At 71.4% G+C, this 19,016-nt stretch carries 16 protein-coding genes; 8 read left to right on the top strand and 8 right to left on the bottom strand.

The features are described from left to right. Positions 1 to 25: 25 nt before the first annotated feature. The 7 genes from QFZ26_RS01495 to QFZ26_RS01465 all read right to left on the bottom strand — a co-directional run bounded on the left by QFZ26_RS01495 (position 26) and on the right by QFZ26_RS01465 (position 5,186). The gene (locus QFZ26_RS01495) at positions 26 to 619 is read right to left on the bottom strand and encodes an energy-coupling factor transporter transmembrane component T family protein (protein WP_307038715.1); all 594 of its coding nucleotides are present in this window, start codon (positions 617 to 619) and stop codon (positions 26 to 28) included. 10 nt (positions 620 to 629) lie between these two features. Continuing rightward, complete coding sequence (locus QFZ26_RS01490) at positions 630 to 1,310, bottom strand: energy-coupling factor ABC transporter ATP-binding protein (protein WP_307038714.1); 681 nt, start codon at positions 1,308 to 1,310, stop codon at positions 630 to 632. Then, positions 1,307 to 2,446 carry a thiolase family protein gene (locus QFZ26_RS01485; RefSeq protein WP_307038713.1) on the bottom strand — a complete coding sequence of 380 codons (1,140 nt, stop codon included), beginning with the start codon at positions 2,444 to 2,446 and terminating at the stop codon, positions 1,307 to 1,309. The genes QFZ26_RS01490 and QFZ26_RS01485 overlap by 4 nt, the downstream gene beginning before the upstream one ends. After that, positions 2,443 to 3,675 carry an AMP-binding enzyme gene (locus tag QFZ26_RS01480; protein ID WP_307038712.1) on the bottom strand — a complete coding sequence of 411 codons (1,233 nt, stop codon included), beginning with the start codon at positions 3,673 to 3,675 and terminating at the stop codon, positions 2,443 to 2,445. Before QFZ26_RS01480 ends, QFZ26_RS01485 begins: the two co-directional genes overlap by 4 nt. Further along, entirely contained in the window at positions 3,636 to 4,316 is a 681-nt protein-coding gene (locus QFZ26_RS01475) for a biotin transporter BioY (protein WP_307038711.1), read from the bottom strand. Before QFZ26_RS01475 ends, QFZ26_RS01480 begins: the two co-directional genes overlap by 40 nt. A 48-nt stretch (positions 4,317 to 4,364) precedes the next feature. Further along, positions 4,365 to 4,889, bottom strand: a complete 525-nt coding sequence (locus QFZ26_RS01470; protein WP_307038710.1) for a hypothetical protein — start codon at positions 4,887 to 4,889, stop codon at positions 4,365 to 4,367. 108 nt (positions 4,890 to 4,997) lie between these two features. After that, positions 4,998 to 5,186 carry a hypothetical protein gene (locus QFZ26_RS01465; protein WP_307038709.1) on the bottom strand — a complete coding sequence of 63 codons (189 nt, stop codon included), beginning with the start codon at positions 5,184 to 5,186 and terminating at the stop codon, positions 4,998 to 5,000. 98 nt (positions 5,187 to 5,284) lie between these two features. Here QFZ26_RS01465 and QFZ26_RS01460 point away from each other — a divergent pair, with 98 nt between their 5' ends. The 8 genes from QFZ26_RS01460 (at position 5,285) to ilvC (ending at position 18,206) form a co-directional block, all read left to right on the top strand. Further along, complete coding sequence (locus tag QFZ26_RS01460; RefSeq protein WP_307038708.1) at positions 5,285 to 5,890, top strand: TetR/AcrR family transcriptional regulator; 606 nt, start codon at positions 5,285 to 5,287, stop codon at positions 5,888 to 5,890. Positions 5,891 to 5,901: 11 nt separating this feature from the next. Continuing rightward, positions 5,902 to 8,790, top strand: a complete 2,889-nt coding sequence (locus tag QFZ26_RS01455) for an MMPL family transporter (protein WP_307038707.1) — start codon at positions 5,902 to 5,904, stop codon at positions 8,788 to 8,790. Continuing rightward, a complete protein-coding gene (locus tag QFZ26_RS01450; protein WP_307038706.1) occupies positions 8,787 to 10,748 on the top strand; it encodes a YhgE/Pip family protein in 1,962 nt (653 codons plus the stop codon). The genes QFZ26_RS01455 and QFZ26_RS01450 overlap by 4 nt, the downstream gene beginning before the upstream one ends. Before the next feature lie 73 nt (positions 10,749 to 10,821). Further along, entirely contained in the window at positions 10,822 to 13,068 is a 2,247-nt protein-coding gene (locus QFZ26_RS01445) for a bifunctional alpha,alpha-trehalose-phosphate synthase (UDP-forming)/trehalose-phosphatase (RefSeq protein WP_307038705.1), read from the top strand. Between the two features lie 9 nt (positions 13,069 to 13,077). Further along, positions 13,078 to 14,772, top strand: a complete 1,695-nt coding sequence (gene ilvD, locus QFZ26_RS01440) for a dihydroxy-acid dehydratase (protein ID WP_307038704.1) — start codon at positions 13,078 to 13,080, stop codon at positions 14,770 to 14,772. Further along, a complete protein-coding gene (locus tag QFZ26_RS01435; protein ID WP_307038703.1) occupies positions 14,773 to 16,617 on the top strand; it encodes an acetolactate synthase large subunit in 1,845 nt (614 codons plus the stop codon). Positions 16,618 to 16,619: 2 nt separating this feature from the next. Further along, the gene (gene ilvN / locus QFZ26_RS01430) at positions 16,620 to 17,129 is read left to right on the top strand and encodes an acetolactate synthase small subunit (protein ID WP_307038702.1); all 510 of its coding nucleotides are present in this window, start codon (positions 16,620 to 16,622) and stop codon (positions 17,127 to 17,129) included. Positions 17,130 to 17,177: 48 nt separating this feature from the next. After that, on the top strand, positions 17,178 to 18,206 hold the full coding sequence (gene ilvC / locus QFZ26_RS01425; protein WP_307038701.1) for a ketol-acid reductoisomerase: 1,029 nt from the start codon (positions 17,178 to 17,180) through the stop codon (positions 18,204 to 18,206). Between the two features lie 108 nt (positions 18,207 to 18,314). Here the strand turns inward: ilvC and merB are convergent, their stop codons facing one another. Next, positions 18,315 to 18,986: an organomercurial lyase gene (gene merB, locus QFZ26_RS01420; RefSeq protein WP_307038700.1), complete on the bottom strand. Its 672-nt coding sequence runs from the start codon at positions 18,984 to 18,986 to the stop codon at positions 18,315 to 18,317. Positions 18,987 to 19,016: the final 30 nt, after the last annotated feature.

The raw sequence follows: 19,016 nt of genomic DNA, 5'->3' as shown, positions 1-19,016 counted from the left end.
GGTCTCGCGGCGAACGAACCTGGCGTCAGTCGTCGAAGCCGCGCGCGACGAGCGCCTCGCCGAGGTGCTCGGCGGTCCGGAGCGCCCGCACGATCACGGGCACCGCGAGCGCGAGGATCGACCCCTCGGCCCCGCGCGCCTTGCGCGCCTCGAGCACCTCCCGCACGAGCTCGGCGAGGAGCGGCACGCACCGGATGGTGAGGGCGAGCACGAGCCCGATGCGGTCGGCGTCGATCCATCGGCGGAACGGTCGCAGCAGCGCCTGCATGGCGTCGAGCGTCGCGGTCACGGGGGTCGTGAGGGTGTAGATCGCGGCGAGCGCCACCGCCAGCGTGAGCCGCACCGCCATCACGGCGGCGGCTTCCCATCCGCCGAACAGCACCTGTACCGGCACCGCGAACGCGAGCACCCAGATGATCGGCACGAGCTGCCGCCACACGAGCGCGAACGGGACCCTCGCGAGCAGGAACAGCCCGATCACGAGCACGGATGCCCCGCCGAGCGCCACGAGCGAACCCTGCAACGCGATGACGGTCACGAGCACGGCGAGCAGGCCGAGCTTCACGAGCGCCGGCGTGCGGTGCACGAGCGAGGTGCCGGGATGGAAGATGCCGATCATGTGCAGCCGCTCACCCGATCAGTGCCCGGTAGGCGCCGAGCGCGATGCGCGGCTCGTCGTCGGCGACGACCCGACCGCCCTCCATCACGATGACACGGTCGAACGACTCGAGCAGCTCGAGCTGGTGGCTGACGACGACGAGCTGCTGTTCGAGTGAGTCGAAGTGCTCGGCGATGCGCCGGGCATTGCGCGCGTCGAGGAGCGTCGTCGGTTCGTCGGCCACGACGACCGCGGGCTCCGCGACGAGCACCGCGGCGATCGCGAGCAACTGCTTCTGGCCGCCCGAGAGGCGGTGCGCCGGACGGTCGGCGAGGTCGGCGAGCCCGAAGCGCTCGAGCGTGGCGTCGACGCGGGTCGCGGCATCCGCTGCACTGAGCCTGTGGCGGCGCAGCGTGAAGGCGACGTCTTCGCGAACGGTCGGCATGACGATCTGGTTGTCGGCGTTCGTGAAGACGAAGCCGACCCGTCGTCGCACCTCGCGGCCGTGCCGGGCGAGGTCGAGGCCGTCGACCGTGACCCGGCCCGCCGTGGGTGCGACGAGCCCGTTGACCATACGCGCGAGCGTCGACTTGCCCGAGCCGTTCGCGCCGACGATGCCGATGCGGTGCTCGCGAAGCGTCAGCGAGACGTCGTCGACGACCGCCTCGGCGTCGAAGTGGTGGCTCACGTGCTCGAAGACGATCTCGCTCATGCGGCACGCTCCACGATCATCGCGATGCCCTGGCCGCCGCCGATCGAGCACGCCGCGAGGCCCGGGCGGTCGTCATCGGCGGCGAGCATGCGAGCGGCGAGGCGCACGAGGAGCACGGCACCGGATGCCCCCCACGGATGCCCGAGCGCGATGGCGCCGCCGTCGGCGGAGATGAGGTCCTCGTCGAGGGCCAGCTCGTCGCTGACCGCGAGCAGCTGCGCCGCGAAGGCCTCGGTGATCTCGACGAAGCCGAGGTCGGCCGCCGTCATGCCGGCTCGCGCGAGGGCCCGGCGCGCGGCCGGAGCCGCCCCGAGCCCAGGAAGCGCCGGGTCGCCGCCCGTCACCGCCATGGCCCGCACCCGCAGGGCGGGCAAGCCGAGCTCGCGGACGATCGCCTCGGTGGTGACGGCCATCGCGGCGGCGCCGTCGGAGAAGCCGCAGGAGTTGCCCGCGGTCACCGTGCCGGCGCCCGAAGCGTCGCCCGGGAACGCCGGCGTGAAGCGAGCGAGGCGCGCGAGGTCCATCGCGGCGCGCGGCCGATCGTCTCGGCCGACGCCGTCGAGGCCCACGATCTCCGCGTCGAAGACCCCGGCGGACTGGGCGGCGACCGCGCGCGCGTGCGACCGTGCCGCCCAGGCATCCTGTCGTGTGCGGGGGATGCCCCGGATGGCCGCCAGCCGGTCGGCGGCCGGACCCATGTCGGGGTCGGCGAAGCCGGGCGGCGCGAAGGGAGCGCGCGTGAAGCGCTCGCCGGAGTCGGGCCACCGGCGATGCGGCGCGGTCGACGCGGACTCCGCGCCGCCGGCGATCACGAGACCCGCATCACCCGCTCGCACCCGGGCTGCAGCCTGCATGACCGCGTCGAGGCCCGAGCCGCACTGGCGGTCGACTGTGACGCCCGGCACCTGGTCGCCGAGGCCGGCGCGGAGTGCGGCGACGCGGGCGACGTCGCCGCCGGGTCCCATGCAATTGCCGAGCACGACATCGTCGACGGGGATCCCCGCCGGGGCGACCGCCTGAGCGACCGCGGCGAGCACCGGCGCCGCGAGCGCGTCGACCGTATGGGCCGCGAGGCCGCGGCCGGCGGTGCCGATCGCCGTGCGCCTCGCAGCCACGATCACGGGTGCGTTCGTCATGTCCGGCTCCCATCGAGCGTGCCGGCCGTGAGCGCCTCGCGCAGCACGCCGCGCGCCACCTTGCCCGACGCGGTGAGCGGCACGGCGTGCACGAACCACCGTCGCGGCAGCTCGGCGGGGGAGAGGCCAGCCCGGGCCGCTGCCACGACCCCGGCGAGGTCGACGCCGTCGGCGAGCTCCACGACCGCGACGATCCGCTCACCGAGGAGCTCGTGCGGTTCGCCGACCACGCCGGCCGCGACGACCCCCGGCAGCCCGACGATGCGCGCCTCGAGCTGCTCGGCCAGCACCGTCGCACCGGCGGTCGTGATGGCCGCCTCACCCCGGCCGAGCACGCGGAACGAGCCGTCTTCGGCGGGCTCGGCGAGATCGCCGACCGTGGCGAAGCCGTCATCGTCGCGCCGGAGCATGCCGCCGCCGATGACCCCGAGCGCGAGGTACGGTGACCGGGCCCAGAGCTCGTCACCCGCGGCATCCGGTCGAAGTTCGACCTCGACGCCGGGGAACGGCGCGAGTCCGCCGCCGCGGCCCGCGAGCACGAACGACAACTCGGCGGCGCCGTAGTACTCGGTGAGGCGGATGCCGCGGCCGGCCGCCGCCGTTCGCAGCGACGGGCTCAGGGCCGCGCCCGCGACGATGACCTTCTGCGGCAGGGCGCGATGCTCGAGGAGTCGCGCAAGCCGGGTGGGCGTCACGTGCATCGCCGTCGCGTCGGCGAGGGCGTCGCCGACGGATGCTCCGAGCCAGAGCGCGTGCAGCGCGGCGTACAGGTGCATCGACACGTGCAGGGGCCCGGTCACCGCGATGCGGTCCTCGGCACGGAGTGCGGCGAGTCGCGCGAGCGGCTCAGCCGAGGCGAGCCACGAGGTGCTCGTGCGGGCGACCACGCGCGGCGCGCCCGTCGGGTCGGATGAGCCGGAGGTGAGGAGCGCGAGCTCGGTCCCGGGAGGCAGTGCCGAGGCGAGTCGGTCGGCCTGCGCGGCGCCGACGAGCACGGGGCGCCCCCGCTTGAGACCGGCGAGCACGGTCGTGATGAGCACGACGGGATCGGTGCCGGCGGGGCATCCGATCGCACCGTCACCCGGCGGCAGTGCGGCCGCGTCGACCGAGCGGGCGAGTTCGCCGTAGCGCACGACGTCGCCGCCGAACGCGAGGGCGACGTCGTCGCGCGAGCCGCGCAGCCACTCGCTCATGCGCCGGCCGGTGCCGCGTTCCGTCGCCAGGGCCACGGCTGCGGATCGATGAGGCCGGGCCAGGCGCGATGCACGCCCTTCGCGACGAGCACCGTGACGACGACCTTGGCGAGGTCGCCCGGGAGGAAGACGGCCGAACCGAGCAGGGCCACGCCGAGGGGTGTTCCCGTGTTCGCGGCGAACACCGGCACGCCGATGAGGTACACCGCGACGATTCCGCCGAGGGCCGTCGCGCCGAGCGCGGGCAGCACGCGGTAGCGGGGAAGGAGTCGCGCCGTGAACCATCCGATGACGAGCGCCCCGAGGAGCCACCCGATGAGGTAGCCCACCGACGGACCGACGAACACGCCGAGACCGCCGCGTCCGCCCGAGAGCAGCGGCAGGCCCGCCGCGACGAGGGCGAGGAGCAACAGGACCGCGAGGAACCCCTTGCGAGCACCGAGGATCGCGCCGGCGAGCATCACGCCGAGGGTCTGGAACGTGATCGGCACCGCCGTGCCGCCGAGGTAGAGGGCGCCCGGCAACCCGAGCGCCGCGATGAGCGCGGCGAAGACCGCGATCTGCGCGAGGTCGCCGGCGGTGTTGCGGCGACGCCGTGTGGGTGCGGCATCGGCGGTGCCGGCACCGATCGCTGCGGTGTCGGATGCGTCGTGCGAGGTGCTCTGGGCGGCGCTCATCGGTCTCCCTCTCGAGGCGTGGATCGGGCGGCATGCCCGTGAATCACGCTACGAGGGACGGAAGAGCGGCTTCGCGCTGCGGCCGTACAACAATCGCACGGCGATTTTGGATCGGCGGCGCCGGGCGGTCAGGCGGCGCGGGCCTCGAGGCGGGCGTTCGCGCCGATCGTCGGCAGCTCGGCGCCCGTCGCGGGGGTCGTCGGCGGCGTCGGCCGGCGCAGGGACCGGGTCGGCCCAGACGATGAGCGGTGCGGGCTCCCAGCCGAGCACCATCGACTCCTCACCCGCGGGCACGACGTGGGCGACCGTGTCGCGCTCGTCGAGGATCGCGCGAGTGAGCTCTGCCGCGATCTGGTGCGTGAGCATCGCGTGGAAGATGCGGTCGGTGTCGCCGTCGGTGCGACGCACGAGCGACCAGCCGCCGCCCGGCCCGATGAACTCCGAGAGCCTGGCGTTCAGGAGCTCGAAGATGTGCTCGCCGCGGAGGTCGGCCGCGGTGGGGCGCGGCGTCGGTGCAGCAGCGTGGGCAGAGGCCTGTGCGGCAAGCCGTGCGCGGCGCCAGCGGCGGAACATCGGTGGCCCCTCTCAGTCGGTGCGTGGCATTTCGGGTCGTTCGTCCCAGTCTCGGGCACGTCCCGTGGGAACGCGAAAGACACGCCGCGCAGTGCGAGGCCGGTGCGGCTATTCGCCCAGATCGGGGCGTTTCGTCTCTTCGGAGACGGTGCCGATGGCGATCGCGAGACTGGCGGCCCACGACACCCACATCAGCAGCAGTCGCCAGTCGCGAGGCCCGGCAAGGGTGGTACGCACCACACCGATGCCGCTGATGACGGCGGTGATCACGGCTCCGCTGAAGAGGTACTTGCGCATGCCGCAACGCTACCGCGCGGGGTGCTGCCGCTGGGAGTCATCCGTGAATCTGACCGATCGTGCAGAAGCTGACCGATCGGTCAAGTACGGTCGAGGTCATGCCAGCCGATGCCCAACCGTCGTCCCGCGTGCGCGCCAGTGAAGAGCTGCGCGCGACCGCCCTCGAGCAATTCGCGACCGTCGGCTTCGCCGCCTCGTCGCTGCAGCACATCGCCGACCGTGCCGGCTACTCCAAATCGAGCGTGCTCTACCACTACGCCTCCAAGGAAGCCCTGCTCGAGGCGGCGATCGAGCCGGCCATCGCCGAGTTCGAGGCCGTGCTCGACGACTTCATCTCCGGTCGCTCGAGCGAACGTCGCCGGCGGCTCGTCGACCGCATCGTCGACCTGCTCATCGAGAATCGGCAGGCCGTGCACGTCTTCATCATCCAGGGGCCGAGCCTCTCCCACCTGCCGATCATCGCCAGGGCGAACGCGGCGGTCCGCCGGCTCGCCGAGGCCATCAGCGACCAGCGCGAGAGCGTGACCGACCAGGTGCGATTCGGCGTCGCGCTCGGCGGCGCGGCATTCCTGCTCACGGCCGGCCGCTCGTTCGTCGACGACGACCAGCTGCTCGCCGACGACGAGATGCAGGTGGCGATGCGCGCCGTGCTCGCCGAACTCCTCGCCCCCGCGCACCCCGCTGCCCGCCCTCGCAACGACTGAGAGACACACCCGTGGCACTCCTCCTCCACCGCATCGGCCGGTTCGCTTTCCGGCGGGCCTGGTACGTCATCGCCGCCTGGGTGCTCGCACTCGGCGCGCTCCTCGGCGCCGGGCTCGGGCTCGGCGGCCAGCTCCAGGAGTCCTACGCGATCCCCGGCACCGAGTCGCAGACGGCGATCGACCAGCTCGCCGCCGTGTTCCCGCAGACGTCTGGCGCATCGGCGAAGGCCGTCGTCGAGGCGCCAGATGGGGCATCCGTCGAATCCGAGCCGTACCGCAGCGCGATCGCGGCCATGGAGGCCGGGCTCGAGCAGGTCGACGGCGTCGCGAACGTGCTCGGGCCGTTCGACGAGTACGCGGGCGACCAGGTCTCCGACGATGCGCGCACCGCCTACATCCAGGTGCAGTTCGACGGCCCCACCACCGACGTCACGCCCGAGTCGGTCGAGGCCGTCACGGCCACCGGCGACCCGGGTCGTGACGCAGGCCTCACCGTCGCCTTCGGCGGCGAGGTGTTCCAGGACACCACCTTCGGCCTCACCATCACCGAGGTCTTCGGCGTGCTGTTCGCGGGCGTCGTGCTGCTCATCACCTTCGGCTCGCTGCTCTCGGCCGGCATGCCGCTGCTCACCGCACTCGTCGGCGTCGCCGCCGCGTTCGGCGGGATCTCACTGACCGCGGCGTTCACCACCGTGTCGAGCACCGCCCCCATGCTGGCGGTCATGATCGGCCTCGCGGTCGGCATCGACTACGCCCTCTTCATCCTGTCGCGCCATCGAACGCAACTCGCCCGCGGAGCAGACCCTGAGGAGAGTGCGGCCGAGGCGGTCGCGACCGCGGGCGGCGCGGTCGTCTTCGCGGGGCTCACCGTCATCATCGCGCTGCTCGGCCTGCTGATCGTGGGCATCCCGTTCCTCAGCGTCATGGGCGTGGCCGCGGCCTTCGCGGTGCTCATCGCCGTCGCCGGCGCCGTGACGCTCCTGCCCGCGCTCATGGGCGTGTTCGGCAGGCGCCTCGTGCCGAAGCCCGGCAGCCGCGCGCATCGCCGCGCCAACGCCGACGACGACACCGGCAAGCGCACCATGGGGCGGCGCTGGGTCGACCTCGTGCTGAAGGCGCCCGTGGTCTTCCTCGTCATCGTCGTCGGTCTCCTCGGCGCGGCGGCGATCCCGGCCGCGAGCCTCGACCTGAACCTCCCGAGCGGGGCATCCGAGCCAGAGGGCTCCACGCAACGCGAGGCGTTCGAGCTGATCGAGAACGGGTTCGGGCCCGGCTACAACGGGCCCCTCACCGTGACCGTCGACATCACGCAGACCACCGACATCTTCGACGACCTCGATGCGGTCGGTGCGCGCATCGCCGAACTCGACGACGTCGCGTTCGTGGGCGAGGGCCTGCCGAACGAGACCGCCGACACGGCGATCATCCAGGTCATCCCCGAGAGCGCCCCCGATTCGCCCGAGACGAAGGCCGTCGTCGAGCGCATCCGCGAGTTCGCTCCCGAGATCGCGGCCGACTACGGCACGCCGATCGCGGTGACCGGCTACACCGCGGTGACGATCGACATCTCCAACCGCCTGAACGACGCGCTCGTGCCGTTCGCGCTCATCGTCGTGGGCCTCTCGATCCTCCTGCTCCTGCTCGTGTTCCGCTCGATCTTCGTGCCGATCAAGGCGGCGCTCGGCTTCCTGCTCTCGGCGTTCGCCGCGATCGGCGCGACCGTCGCGATCTTCCAGTGGGGGTGGTTCGCCGAACTCCTCGACGTCCAGCCCGGGCCGATCCTGAGCTTCCTGCCGATCCTGCTCCTCGCGGTGCTCTTCGGCCTCGCCATGGACTACGAGGTGTTCCTCGTCTCGGGCATGCGTGAAGAGTTCGTCAAGACGGGCGAGCCGCGCAAGGCGATCGTGCACGGCTTCCAGCACGCCGCCCGCGTCGTGACCGCGGCGGCGCTCATCATGTTCTTCGTCTTCTTCGCGTTCGTCCCCGAAGGGTCCGGAGTGATCAAGGGCATCGCGTTCGCGCTCGCGATCGGCGTCGCCTTCGACGCGTTCCTCGTGCGCATGACCCTCGTGCCGGCCGCGATGGCGCTCGCGGGCAAGGGCGCCTGGTGGCTGCCGAAGTGGCTCGAGAAGCGCCTGCCGAACGTCGACATCGAGGGCGAGGGCCTGCGCGCCCACCTCGAGCAGGAGCGCTGGGCGGCCGGCCGGCCCGCGGCGATCAACGCCGACGACGCGGTCTTCGGCCTGCCCGAACGCCCCATCGGCCCGCTCGGTGTCGAGGTCCCCGTCGGCGGCGTGCTCGTCGTCCAGGGCGACCCCGTCGATCGCCGCGTCGTGGCCGCGACCGTGGCCGGCCGCCTTGCGCCCGTCTCCGGGCGCCTCGCGGTGCTCGGCACGCCGCTCCCCACCGGCTCAGGCGGGGTGATGCGCCGGGTCGCGATCGCGGAGGTCTCGACGGATGCCTCGGCCGGCGGCACCGTCGGCGAGCTCATCGCCGCCCGCCTCGACGCCACGCGCGCCTGGTACCGCCTTGGTCCGTCGGCGTCGCTCGTGCGCTCGTGGAGCGACCGTGCCGCGACCGCCGCGGGTCACGGGCCCGACGGTCCGCGGTTCGACGCCGACACCCCGCTGGCCGCGCTCGGCGTCGAGGCACGCACGCTCGTCGCGCTCGCCGCGGCGCTCGCCGAGCGCCCCAGGCTCATCGCGATCGACCTCGACGACGACCCCGGCGCCGGCAGCGGCGAGCTCTGGCGGGCCATCGCCACGCTCGTGCCGGCGACCGTCACGATGATCGTCGGTCTGGGGCCGGCCGCCGTCACGCCCGATGCCTCGCCCGAGCTCGCGGCTCGTGGCATCCGCACCCTTCACCCCGTTTCCGCCGCCGAGGAGGCCCTCCGATGAGCACCCGACTGTCCCGCCTCTTCGGCTCGACCCCCGCGCAGCGCCGGGTGCGCTACGGCGTGCTCGTCGCCGCCGTGATCGCCGTGCCGCTCGCGGTCGCCGGCCTCGTCTCGGGCGCGCTCGGCAACTCGGGCGACAACCTCGAGTCGGTTCCGGCCGTCGTCGTGAACAACGACGAGATGGTCACGATGACGCTGCCCGATGGCACCGAGCAGCCCGTGCTCGCCGGGCGGCAGCTCGTGACGGAGCTCACCGACCCCGACACGTCGGGCTTCCAGTGGACCATCTCGAACGACGACGAGGCCGCGGAGCTCCTCGCCTCGGGTGACGCCTACGCGGTGCTCACCATCCCCGCCGACTTCTCGGAGTCGGTCACCTCGCTCTCCGGCGAGGCGCCGGTGAAGGCGAACCTCGACATCCGTACCGACGACGCGCACGCGTACCTCGCGGGCTCGGCGGCGCAGGCGGTCGGCGACGCGATGTCGGCGACGTTCGGGCGCGAGCTCACCGCCCAGTACCTCGAGGGCTTCTACACGAACCTCGCGACGATGGGCGGCGCGCTCGGCGACGCCGCCGACGGTGCGACGCAGCTCTCGTCGGGAGCGGGCTCGCTGGCCGGAGGGCTCGGCACGCTGTCGAGCGGCGTCGCCTCGGCCGCCTCGGGGGCGACGGATGCCGCGAACGGCGCGTCGGCGACCGCCGACGGTGCTGCCGCCTACGCCGACGGCGTCGCGCAGTACACCACCGGGGTCGACGGCATCGCCGGCGGGCTCTCCCAGCTCGCGACCGGCACGACCGGCCTCGGCGCGCTCGGCACCGGCATCGGCGGCTACACGACCGCCGTCGACGGTTCCAGCGCCCAGCTCGCCGATGTCACCGCGCGAATTCTCGCGAATGCGAGTGACGACGCAGCGCTGCCCGCGCTCTACACGGAGCTCGCGACCGTCAGTGGCAGGCTGACCGCCGTCGCCGGGCAGGGCGGTCCGCTCGCCCAGGGCGCTGCCGGCCTGCCGGCCCTCGAGAGCGGCATCACGCAGCTCTCAGGCGGCGCACAACAGCTTGCCGGCGGGTCGGAGGGCCTCCGCACGGGCGGCGCCGAGCTCGCCTCGGGCATCGATTCCCTCGCCGTCGGCATCGACGAGCTCGCGGGCGGTCTCGGCGCGCTCCACGGCGGGGCAGCGGATGCCGCGACCGGCGCCACCCAGCTCGCCGGCGGCGCGACGACCCTCGCCGATGGGCTCACCACCGGGGCCGAGCAGGCGAAGACGCTCACCGACATCGACGCCGCCACCACCGCCGACGTCGTCGCCGAACCCGTCACGGTCCACGCGGCGCGCGACCACGAGATCGGCTCGACCGGCGAGGTCATCGGCATGCTCTTCGTGCCGATCGGCCTGTGGCTCGGCGCGATGGCGCTCTTCCTCGTCTTCCGCCCGTTCGGGCGCGAAGTGCTGCGCAGCACGGCCTCGACGGGCGGACTCGTCGCGCGGACACTCGCACGCGCCGGCCTCCTCGCTCTCGCGCAGGCCGTCGCCGTGGTGCTGCTCCTGCACGGCGCGCTCGGCGTCGCGTGGACCGTCCTGCCGCAGACGCTCGCGTTCGCCGCACTGCTCGCGCTCGTGTTCACCGTGCTGCACGCGTTCCTCACGGTGTGGCTCGGCCGCGCGGGACTGCTCGTCTCGCTCGTGCTCGTCGCCCTGCAGCTGACCGCGTCAGGCGGGCTCTACCCGGTCGAGGTGCTGAGTGGCCCCTATCAGGTGATCAGCCCGTTCCTGCCGCTCACGTGGGCGGTCCAGGGCATGCAGCTCATCGTCGCTGGAGCGGCCGGGGGAGCGGTCGCGACCGCTGCCGGTGTGCTGGCGCTGTTCGGGCTCGTGGGCGTGATCGGCACGGCCGTCGTGGTCGGCAGGCGCCGGGGCATCCGCTCGATCGGGTTCGCCGCAGCCGCCCTCGGCTGAGCCGCGGAGGGGTTCCCGGGGCCTCGAGTCCGGCTGTTAGCCTGAACGAAGCGCCTGGAGGGACATCCGTCATATGCACGCCCCTGAACCGATCCGCGACGACCTGTACGTCGATGCCGCCTACGACATGCTCGTGGTCTCGAACCGACTCCCGGTCGACTACGACGAGGGTCCGGGCGGCGAGACACGGTGGAAGAGCTCGCCCGGCGGCCTCGTCACCGCCCTCGAGCCCGTCATGCGCGCCGCCGACGGAGCGTGGATCGGCTGGACCGGCGTGGCCGACCGCGAGTTCGACCCGTTCGAGCACGACGGCATCTCGATCATCCCCGTGCCGCTGTCGGCCGCCGAGCTCGAGGAGTACTACGAGGGGTTCTCCAACGACACCCTCTGGCCGCTCTACCACGACGTGATCGCGCCGCCCACGTTCCACCGCGAATGGTGGGAGTCCTACGTGCGCGTGAACCGGCGCTTCGCCGAGGCGGCGGCGCGCGCGGCATCCCCGGGCGCCGTCGTGTGGGTGCAGGACTACCAGTTGCAACTGGTGCCGCGGATGCTCCGTGAGAGCCGTCCCGACCTCGTGATCGGGTTCTTCAATCACATCCCGTTCCCGGCATACGGCATCTACTCGCAGCTCCCGTGGCGGCGGCAGGTCGTCGACGGGCTGCTCGGCGCCGACGTCATCGGTTTCCAGCGGGCGGCCGACGCCGGCAACTTCACGCGCGCCGTGCGCCGCCTGTTCGGCTATGCGACGCGCGGGAGCGTCATCGACGTCCCCGACGCCACCGGCGAGGTGCGCCACGTCGTCGCCCGGCACTTCCCGATCTCGATCGACGCCGCGGGCTTCGAGGAGATCGCCCGGCGCCCCGAGGTGCAGGCGCGGGCGCGCGAGATCCGCGAAAGCCTCGGCAACCCCGAGGTGATCATGCTCGGTGTCGACCGCCTCGACTACACGAAGGGCATCCGCCACCGACTGAAGGCGTTCGGCGAGCTGCTTCGAGACGAGCGGATGTCGGTGCAGGGCGTGACCCTCGTGCAGGTGGCCAGCCCGTCTCGCGAGCGCGTCGAGACGTATCGGCAGCTCCGCGACGAGATCGAGCTCATGGTCGGCCGCCTCAACGGCGACTACTCGACCCTCGGACACCAGGCCATCGCGTACCTCCACCACGGGTATCCGCGTGAAGAGATGGTGGCGCTCTACCTCGCCGCCGACGTGATGCTCGTCACCGCGCTGCGCGACGGCATGAACCTCGTCGCCAAGGAGTACGTCGCCTGCCGGTTCGACGAAGACGGCGTGCTGCTGCTCAGCGAGTTCACCGGGGCATCCGATGAGCTCCGCCAGGCCGTGCTCGTGAACCCGCACGACATTGACGGGCTGAAGGACGCCATGGTCGAGGCCGTCGAGATGCCGCGCCGCGAACGCTCGCGGCGCATGCGGGCGCTTCGCAGGCGGGTCCGCGAGAACGACGTCGCGAACTGGTCGGCGACCTTCCTGAAGACGCTCACGGGCGCCGGCATCATCGCGCCGGGCATTCCCGAGAGCCTCGACGCCGCGGTCGCCGGCATCGCGACCGCCGAGCGGCTGCTCGTCGCGCTCGACTTCGACGGCACGCTCGCCCCGCTCGTCGACCGTCCCGAAGATGCGCGCGCCACCAATCGGGCGCGCTCGGCGATCGAGCGGCTGGCCGCGTCCGACGACACGCGCGTGGCGATCGTGTCGGGTCGTTCGCTCGAGAGCCTGCGGGAGGTCGCCGACCCGCCGCACGGCACCCTGCTGAGCGGTTCGCACGGGGTCGAGCTGCAACTCGACACGGGCGGCGTGACGATCGACCTCCGCGACGCCGAGCTCGCCGCGCTCGAACGGCTGACCCGCATCCTCGAAGAGGTCGCATCAGGGGCCGAGGGCGCCTGGGTCGAGTGGAAGCCGGCCGGGCAGGCGCTGCACACCCGGCGGGTGGCGGCGAACGTCGCCGCCGACCTGCAACGCGTCGCCCGCGAACGGGTCGAGCGCGAGATCCCCGAGCTCAGCCTGAAGAGCGGCAAGGGCGTGCTCGAGTTCTCGGTGCGACCGAGCGACAAGGGCGAGGCGCTCACGCGCCTCCGGCAGCACGCCGGTGCGAGCGCGGTCTTCTACGTCGGCGACGACGTGACCGACGAAGACGCGTTCGCCGCCCTCGAGACCGACGACGTCGGCGTGAAGGTGGGGCAGGGCCGGTCGCTTGCGGCCTACCGGGTGCGCAGTCCGGAAGACGTCGCCGAGCTCCTCGAGCACCTCGCCGACGACCGTGATACCGCGCGCGGAGGCTCGACGCGCTGGCCATAGACTCGTTCCATGTCGCCGTTCGATCCCAAACCGCGTAGTCGTACCGTCACCGACGGCATCGAGGCCATGACGAGCCGGGGCATGCTCCGCGCGGTCGGCATGGGCGATGCCGACTGGCAGAAGCCGCAGATCGGCATCGCGAGCTCGTGGAACGAGATCACCCCGTGCAACCTCTCGCTCGCCCGCCTCGCGCAGGCCGCGAAGGAGGGAGTGCACGGCGGCGGCGGATACCCGCTGCAGTTCGGCACCGTCTCGGTCTCCGACGGCATCTCGATGGGCCACGAGGGCATGCACTTCTCGCTCGTCTCCCGTGAGGTCATCGCCGACTCGGTCGAGGTCGTCATGCAGGCCGAGCGCCTCGACGGCTCGGTGCTGCTGGCCGGCTGCGACAAGTCGATCCCGGGCATGCTCATGGCGGCCGCCCGCCTCGACCTCGCCTCGGTGTTCCTCTACGCCGGCTCGATCGCCCCGGGCTGGGTGCGGCTGTCCGACGGCACCGAGAAGGACATCACGATCATTGACTCCTTCGAGGCGGTCGGCGCGGTCAAGGCCGGCACCATGAGCGCCGAAGACGCGCACCGCATCGAGTGCGCGTTCGCTCCCGGCGAGGGTGCCTGCGGCGGCATGTACACCGCGAACACCATGGCCTCGGTCGCCGAGGCGCTCGGGCTCTCACTGCCGGGGTCGGCCTCACCGGCATCCGCCGATCGTCGCCGCGACTACTACGCGCATCGCTCCGGCGAGGCGGTCGTGAACCTGCTGAACCTGGGCATCACCGCTCGCCAGATCCTTACGAAAGAGGCGTTCGAGAACGCGATCGCCGTGGGCATGGCGCTCGGCGGCTCCACGAACATCGTGCTCCACCTGCTCGCGATCGCCCGCGAAGCCGAGGTCGAGCTCACCCTCGACGACTTCAACCGCATCGGCTCGAAGGTGCCGCACATCGGCGACCTGAAGCCGTTCGGCAAGTACGTCATGAACGACGTCGACCGGCGCGGCGGTCTCCCCGTGCTCATGAAGGCGCTGCTCGACGCAGGCCTGATGCATGGCGACGCCCTCACCGTCACGGGCAAGACTCTTGCCGAGAACCTCGCCGAGATGAACATCCCGCCGCTCGACGGCGAGGTGCTGCGCACGCTCGACAACCCCATCCACGAGACCGGCGGGCTCACGATCCTGCACGGCTCGCTCGCACCCGAGGGCGCCGTCGTGAAGACCGCCGGCTTCGACGCGGCGACGTTCGAGGGCCCCGCCCGCGTGTTCGAGCGGGAGCGCGACGCCATGGACGCACTCACCGAAGGGGCCATCAAGCACGGCGACGTCGTCGTGATCCGCTACGAGGGCCCGAAGGGCGGCCCCGGCATGCGGGAGATGCTCGCGATCACCGCCGCCATCAAGGGCGCAGGGCTCGGCAAAGATGTACTACTCTTGACGGACGGTCGATTCTCAGGCGGCACAACCGGCCTCTGCATCGGCCATCTGGCACCCGAAGCAGTCGACGCTGGTCCGATTGCATTCGTGCGCGATGGTGATCTGATACGGGTCGATATCGCAGCTCGTTCCATCGACCTACTGGTCGACGATGCCGAGCTGGCTGCCCGCCGTGAAGGCTGGGCTCCGCTTCCCCCGCGCTATACCCGTGGCGTCCTCGCGAAGTACTCGAAGCTCGTGCGCTCCGCCGCTGAAGGCGCCACGACGGGCTGAGTGCTGCGCTCACCGCAGACCGTCCAGCAGAACAGGAACCGAATGTCCACGGAATCCAACCCCGTGCCATCGCCCGCCCCCGTGCCGTCGGGTGCGCCCGTCGAGATGACGGGTGCCGAGGCGGTCGTCCGCTCGCTCGAGATGCTCGGCATCACCGACGTCTTCGGCCTCCCCGGCGGCGCGATCCTCCCCGTCTACGACCCCCTGCTCGACAGCCGCAAGCTGCGCCACATCCTCGTTCGTCACGAGCAGGGCGCCGGGCACGCGGCCGAGGGCTACGCGTCGAGCTCGGGCAAGCTCGGCGTCGCGATCGCGACGTCGGGCCCCGGCGCCACGAACCTCGTCACGGCCATCGCCGACGCACACATGGACTCAGTGCCCATCCTCGCGATCACCGGCCAGGTGTTCTCGAACCTCATGGGCACCGACGCGTTCCAAGAGGCCGACATCGTCGGCATCACGATGCCCATCACGAAGCACTCCTTCCTCGTGAAGGATCCGGCCGAGATCCCGGCGACGATCGCAGCGGCCTACCACATCGCCACCACCGGACGCCCCGGCCCCGTGCTCGTCGACATCACGAAAGACGCGCAGCAGGCCAAGTTCCAGTTCCGCTGGCCCCCGAAGCTCGACCTGCCCGGCTACCGCCCGATCACGAAGGCGCACGGCAAGCAGGTCGCCGCAGCCGCGCAGATGCTGGCCGAGGCGAAGCGGCCCGTGCTCTACGTCGGTGGCGGCGTCATCCGCTCGCGGGCATCCGACGAGCTCGTCGCACTCGCCGAGGCGACGAACGCCCCGGTCGTGACGACGCTCATGGCGCGCGGCGCATTCCCCGACTCGCACCAGCAGCACCTCGGCATGCCCGGCATGCACGGCACGGTGCCGGCCGTCATCGCATTGCAGGAGGCCGACCTCCTCGTCGCCCTCGGCTCGCGCTTCGACGACCGGGTCACCGGCAAGGCGCCGCTCTTCGCGCCGAACGCGAAGGTCGTGCACGTCGACATCGACCCCGCCGAGATCTCGAAGATCCGCACGGCCGACGTGCCGATCGTGGGCGACCTGAAAGACGTGCTCGTCGACCTGCTCGCCGCGTACCGCGATGCGATCGCGACGACCACGCCCGATCTCGACGAGTGGTGGGCGACGCTCGACGGACTCCGCTCGGAGTTCCCGCTCGGCTTCTCGCAGCCGTCCGACGGCCTCCTCGCGCCGCAGTTCGTCATCCAGCGCATCGGCGAGCTCACCGGCCCCGAGGGTGTCTACGCCGCGGGCGTCGGCCAGCACCAGATGTGGGCCGCGCAGTTCATCAAGTACGAGCGCCCCAACTCGTGGCTGAACTCCGGTGGTGCGGGCACCATGGGCTATGCGGTGCCGGCTGCGATGGGCGCGAAGGTCGCGCAGCCCGATCGAGTGGTCTGGGCGATCGACGGCGACGGTTGCTTCCAGATGACGAACCAGGAGCTCGCGACCTGCACCCTGAACGACATTCCGATCAAGGTCGCGATCATCAACAACTCCTCGCTCGGCATGGTGCGGCAGTGGCAGACGCTGTTCTACGACGGCCGCTACTCGAACACCGACCTGAACACCGGCCACGACTCGGTGCGCGTGCCCGACTTCGTGGCGCTCGCCGAGGCCTACGGGGCGCTCGGCATCCGGGTCACGAAGGAAGAAGAGGTCGACGCGGCGATCAAGCTCGCCCTCGAGACGAACGACCGCCCGGTGGTCATCGACTTCGTGGTCTCGGCCGACGCGATGGTGTGGCCGATGGTGCCGCAGGGCGTGTCGAACAGCTACATCCAGTACGCCCGCGATCACTCGCCGGCTTTCAGCGAGGAGGACTGACCATGTCGACACACGTGCTCTCCCTCCTCGTCGAGGACAAGCCGGGCCTGCTCACCCGCGTCGCGGGCCTGTTCGCCCGACGCGGCTTCAACATCGAGTCGCTCGCGGTCGGCCACTCCGAGATCGAGGGACTCTCCCGCATCACGGTCGTCGTCGACGTCGAGGAGCTGCCGCTCGAGCAGGTGACGAAGCAGCTGAACAAGCTCATCAACGTCATCAAGATCGTCGAGCTCGATCCCACGCAGTCGGTGCAGCGCGAGCACCTGCTCATCAAGGTGCGCGTCGACAACTCCACCCGCTCGCAGGTGCTCGAGGCCGTGAACCTCTTCCGTGCGCGCGTCGTCGACGTGTCGACCGACGCGCTCGTGATCGAGGTCACGGGCGATTCCGGCAAGACCACGGCGTTCCTGCGCGTGCTCGAGCCCTACGGCATCAAGGAGATCGCCCAGTCGGGCCTCCTCGCGATCGGGCGTGGTGGCAAGTCCATCACCGAGCGCGTCTTCAAGAACTGACCACATCCACGAACTGCGCAAGACCCCATCAAGGAGAAAGAACAGCACATGGCTGACATCTACTACGACAAGGACGCCGACCTCACGCTCATCCAGGGCAAGAAGGTCGCCGTCATCGGCTACGGCTCGCAGGGCCACGCGCACGCGCAGAACCTCCGCGACTCGGGCGTCGAGGTCGTCATCGGGCTCAAGGAGGGCTCGAAGTCGAAGTCGAAGGCCGAAGAGGCCGGCTTCGAGGTGAAGAGCGTCGCGGATGCCGCGGCCGGTGCCGACGTCATCGTCATCCTCGCGCCCGACCAGTACCAGCGCCACATCTACGCCGAGTCCATCAAGGACAACCTCGCCGAGGGCAAGACCCTCGTCTTCGGCCACGGCTTCAACATCCGGTTCGGCTACATCGAGGCGCCCGAGGGCGTCGACGTCGTCATGGTCGCTCCGAAGGGTCCGGGTCACACCGTGCGCCGAGAGTACGAGGCCGGCCGCGGCGTGCCCGTCATCGTCGCCGTCGAGAAGGATGCGACGGGCGACGCCTGGCCGCTCGTGCTGAGCTACGCCAAGGCGATCGGCGGCCTCCGCGCCGGCGGCATCAAGACGACCTTCACCGAAGAGACCGAGACCGACCTCTTCGGCGAGCAGGCCGTGCTCTGCGGCGGCGTCTCGCAGCTCGTGCAGTACGGCTTCGAGACCCTCACCGAAGCCGGGTACCAGCCGCAGGTCGCGTACTTCGAGGTGCTCCACGAGCTCAAGCTCATCGTCGATCTCATGTGGGAGGGCGGCATCGCCAAGCAGCGCTGGTCGGTCTCCGACACGGCGGAGTACGGCGACTACGTCTCGGGCCCGCGCGTCATCGACCCGCACGTCAAGGAGAACATGCAGGCGGTGCTCGCCGACATCCAGTCGGGCGCGTTCGCCGAGCGGTTCATCGCCGACCAGGATGCCGGTGCCCCCGAGTTCCTCGAGCTCCGCGCCAAGGGCGAGGCGCACCCGATCGAGGCCACGGGCCGCGAGCTGCGCAAGCTCTTCGCATGGAACGCCTCGAACGACGACGACTACGTCGACGGCGAGGTCGCGCGCTAGGCGCTCGCTTCACCCGCGCGACGCCGGGGCGGGCTTCGGCCTGCCCCGGCGTTCGCATGCGAGGCGGCGCGACGCACTCGAACCCGCCGCACTGATGCTCGGGATCGCTCAGGGCGCGTTTCCCCAGAACGCACCGACCAGCCCGACGGTCGCGAAGTACTCGTGGGCCTCATCGGGCTCCCGGCGCCGGTACGGCGTCTCGAGCCGGCCCGCGTACCACTGCGACGCCAGCTGCCAGAGCGTGGCCAGATCGAACACTGCGCCGGGTTCGTTCCCGGTCTGTTGGAGCCATCGCCGCACGCACGTCTCATCGCAGAAGATGCGCTGGTTCTCGCACGTGTGGATGACGTCGTCCCAGACCTCGGCCATCGGCGTGAGGAAATGGGCCACCTGCGTGCCCGACGGCGGGCCGTCGCGAGTCACCGTCCACGAATGCGCCGTGCCGCAGGCAGGACAGGTGGTCGCCACGAGGGCTGACGGCTCGTCAGGCACGAGGTTCGGGATGGCGAACGCGTCCCAGGCGCATCCGCCCCACCACATGGTTCGCTCGCCCATCACCGAGAACGAGAAGTTCCGGGTCGCGAACGGATGCGCGAGCACGATCCGGTGCTCGCGGTCGAACACCAGGTGACGCATGCGTGCGAGCTCCTCGATCGCATCCTCGACATCGGACGCGGTCAGCTCCGTCTCGTCGGCCACTTCCGCGGCGGTCGGAAGTCGCCCCGTCGCGGCGAGGGCCGAGTAGATCACGAGGCGCACGGTCTCATTGCGGTCGGTCATGACACGAGTCTCCTCCTCGACGGGGCGTGC

Source organism: Agromyces ramosus, from assembly GCF_030817175.1.
In the GTDB taxonomy this organism is placed as follows: Bacteria; Actinomycetota; Actinomycetes; order Actinomycetales; family Microbacteriaceae; genus Agromyces; species Agromyces ramosus_A.
This window is presented reverse-complemented; position numbering and strand designations above follow the sequence as displayed.

Excerpts from the sequence above, each read along its gene's own strand:
- QFZ26_RS01495 (WP_307038715.1), bottom strand. The coding sequence starts at position 619 with ATGATCGGCATCTTCCATCCCGGCACCTCGCTCGTGCACCGCACGCCG.
- QFZ26_RS01490 (WP_307038714.1), bottom strand. The coding sequence starts at position 1,310 with ATGAGCGAGATCGTCTTCGAGCACGTGAGCCACCACTTCGACGCCGAG.
- QFZ26_RS01485 (WP_307038713.1), bottom strand. The coding sequence starts at position 2,446 with ATGACGAACGCACCCGTGATCGTGGCTGCGAGGCGCACGGCGATCGGC.
- QFZ26_RS01475 (WP_307038711.1), bottom strand. The coding sequence starts at position 4,316 with ATGAGCGCCGCCCAGAGCACCTCGCACGACGCATCCGACACCGCAGCG.
- QFZ26_RS01470 (WP_307038710.1), bottom strand. The coding sequence starts at position 4,889 with ATGTTCCGCCGCTGGCGCCGCGCACGGCTTGCCGCACAGGCCTCTGCC.
- QFZ26_RS01465 (WP_307038709.1), bottom strand. The coding sequence starts at position 5,186 with ATGCGCAAGTACCTCTTCAGCGGAGCCGTGATCACCGCCGTCATCAGC.
- QFZ26_RS01460 (WP_307038708.1), top strand. The coding sequence starts at position 5,285 with ATGCCAGCCGATGCCCAACCGTCGTCCCGCGTGCGCGCCAGTGAAGAG.
- QFZ26_RS01450 (WP_307038706.1), top strand. The coding sequence starts at position 8,787 with ATGAGCACCCGACTGTCCCGCCTCTTCGGCTCGACCCCCGCGCAGCGC.
- QFZ26_RS01445 (WP_307038705.1), top strand. The coding sequence starts at position 10,822 with ATGCACGCCCCTGAACCGATCCGCGACGACCTGTACGTCGATGCCGCC.
- ilvD (WP_307038704.1), top strand. The coding sequence starts at position 13,078 with ATGTCGCCGTTCGATCCCAAACCGCGTAGTCGTACCGTCACCGACGGC.
- ilvN (WP_307038702.1), top strand. The coding sequence starts at position 16,620 with ATGTCGACACACGTGCTCTCCCTCCTCGTCGAGGACAAGCCGGGCCTG.
- ilvC (WP_307038701.1), top strand. The coding sequence starts at position 17,178 with ATGGCTGACATCTACTACGACAAGGACGCCGACCTCACGCTCATCCAG.
- merB (WP_307038700.1), bottom strand. The coding sequence starts at position 18,986 with ATGACCGACCGCAATGAGACCGTGCGCCTCGTGATCTACTCGGCCCTC.